We start from the raw sequence: 1,700 nt of genomic DNA, 5'->3' as shown, positions 1-1,700 counted from the left end.
ATCCTCGCGGTCCCCCTGTCCGCTTGCCCGCACACCCACCCGCGCGCGGATAATCCCGCCATGCGACGCTCTCCCCTCCTCCGCTCCCTGTCCCTGCTCAGCCCGTTCCTCCTGCTCGCCTGTATCCCTGACGGGGACCCGGACGACACGCCCGCGGACGCGGGCGTCCAGGAGGACGGGGGCACCACCCCCGATGGCGGCGGCGTGGAGCTGACGCAGTTCGCCCGCGACCTGCTGGACGCCCACAACGCGGCCCGCGCCGCCGCGAAGCCCACGCCGTCACCCGCGCTGGAGCCGCTCACGTGGGACCCCTCGGTGGAGGAGACCGCGCGCAAGTGGGTGGAGCAGTGCCAGTTCAAGCACAACGACGGCCGGGGCAACGCGGGGGAGAACATCGCCGCCGCCACGCCGGGGCACTGGGACACGAAGGGCGTGGTGAAGGGCTGGGTGGATGAGGCGGCGGACTACGACTACGCGAGCAACACCTGCAAGGCGGGCGAGGTCTGCGGCCATTACACGCAGGTGGTGTGGCGCAACACCCGCCGCCTGGGCTGCGCCACGAAGCGCTGCACCACCAACTCTCCCTTTGGCGGGACCTCCCCCTGGGACTTCTGGGTGTGCAACTACGCGCCCCCGGGCAACTTCTCGGGCCAGCGTCCCTACTGAAGGCCGCTGGCCCCGTGCCGCCTCAGCGCTTGAGCGTGCGCGCGAGGAACGCGGACGTCTCCGCCCAGGCGGACGCGGCGGAGCGCTCGTCGTAGCGGGCGCCCGAGGGGTTCGCGAAGGCGTGGTCCGCGTCGTACTCCACGATGCGGCTGCGCACGCCGGCCTCGTCCAGCGCCTTCTCGAAGGCCTGCACCGTCTCCGGCGGGATGGACTTGTCCTTCGTGCCGAAGATGCCCAGCACCTGCGCCTTGATGGTGGAGAGCTGCTGGGGGTCGGTCACCGGGTGGCCGTAGTAGATGACCGCCGCGCTCAGCTCCGGGATGGCCATGGCGGTGCGCAGCGACCAGCCGCCGCCGAAGCACCAGCCGATGCTGCCCGTGCGCACGGCCTGGATGCGCGGGTCGCCCTTGAGGAACGCGTGCGCGGCCAGCAGCGTCTTCGTGGCCTGGTCGCCGTCCACGGCCTTCACCAGCGCGAGCGCCTCGTCGGGGTTGGTGCCCACCTTGCCGTGGTAGAGGTCCACCGCGAGCGCCGCGTAGCCCTCCGCCGCCAGCCGGTCCGCCCAGGCCTGCACGTGCTCGTTGAGGCCCCACCACTCGTGGATGACGATGACGGCGGGCAGGGGGCCCTTCGCGTCCGGCGGCAGGCTCAGGTAGGCCTTGGAGCCGTCGGACAGCTCCACGGGCTGGCCCTTGCGCTCGGGGGCGGCGTCCGTGCGCAGGGTGTGCATGGCCTTGAAATCCTCCTCGGAGACGGCGCCCGTGGCGGATGGCCCGCGCCCCACCTCCGCCGGACTGCTCGTCGCGCAGGCGGTGAACATCAGCGCCGCCGCCAGCACCCACGTGAGCCTCTTCATGTCCCGTGTCCTTTCGGGGCCCGGGCTGTCCGGGCCATTTCGCGTGCCTTCCGGGCGTAGCGCGCTGGAGGCGGGGGCGCCAGCGCGTTGAGCCCCGGACGCGAAGAGGGCCGGCGCGAGGGGAAGTCCCTCACGTCGGCCCTCGTGTTCACCGCTCCCGCGAGGGAGAGGGGGTGAC

At 72.5% G+C, this 1,700-nt stretch carries 2 protein-coding genes; one reads left to right on the top strand and one right to left on the bottom strand.

All coding sequences use genetic code 11. The features are described 5' to 3' along the window. Nucleotides 1-60 precede the first annotated feature (60 nt). Nucleotides 61-666 carry a CAP domain-containing protein gene (locus D7W82_RS39520; RefSeq protein ID WP_120623166.1) on the top strand — a complete coding sequence of 202 codons (606 nt, stop codon included), beginning with the start codon at nucleotides 61-63 and terminating at the stop codon, nucleotides 664-666. 22 nt (nucleotides 667-688) lie between these two features. Here the strand turns inward: D7W82_RS39520 and D7W82_RS39515 are convergent, their stop codons facing one another. Next, nucleotides 689-1,522 (bottom strand): dienelactone hydrolase family protein, encoded by an 834-nt coding sequence (locus tag D7W82_RS39515; RefSeq protein WP_120623165.1) that lies wholly within the window; start codon nucleotides 1,520-1,522, stop codon nucleotides 689-691. Nucleotides 1,523-1,700 lie beyond the last annotated feature (178 nt).

Origin of the sequence: Corallococcus sp. CA049B, from assembly GCF_003611685.1 — a bacterium.
GTDB classification, from domain to species: Bacteria; Myxococcota; Myxococcia; order Myxococcales; family Myxococcaceae; genus Corallococcus; species Corallococcus coralloides.
This window is presented reverse-complemented; position numbering and strand designations above follow the sequence as displayed.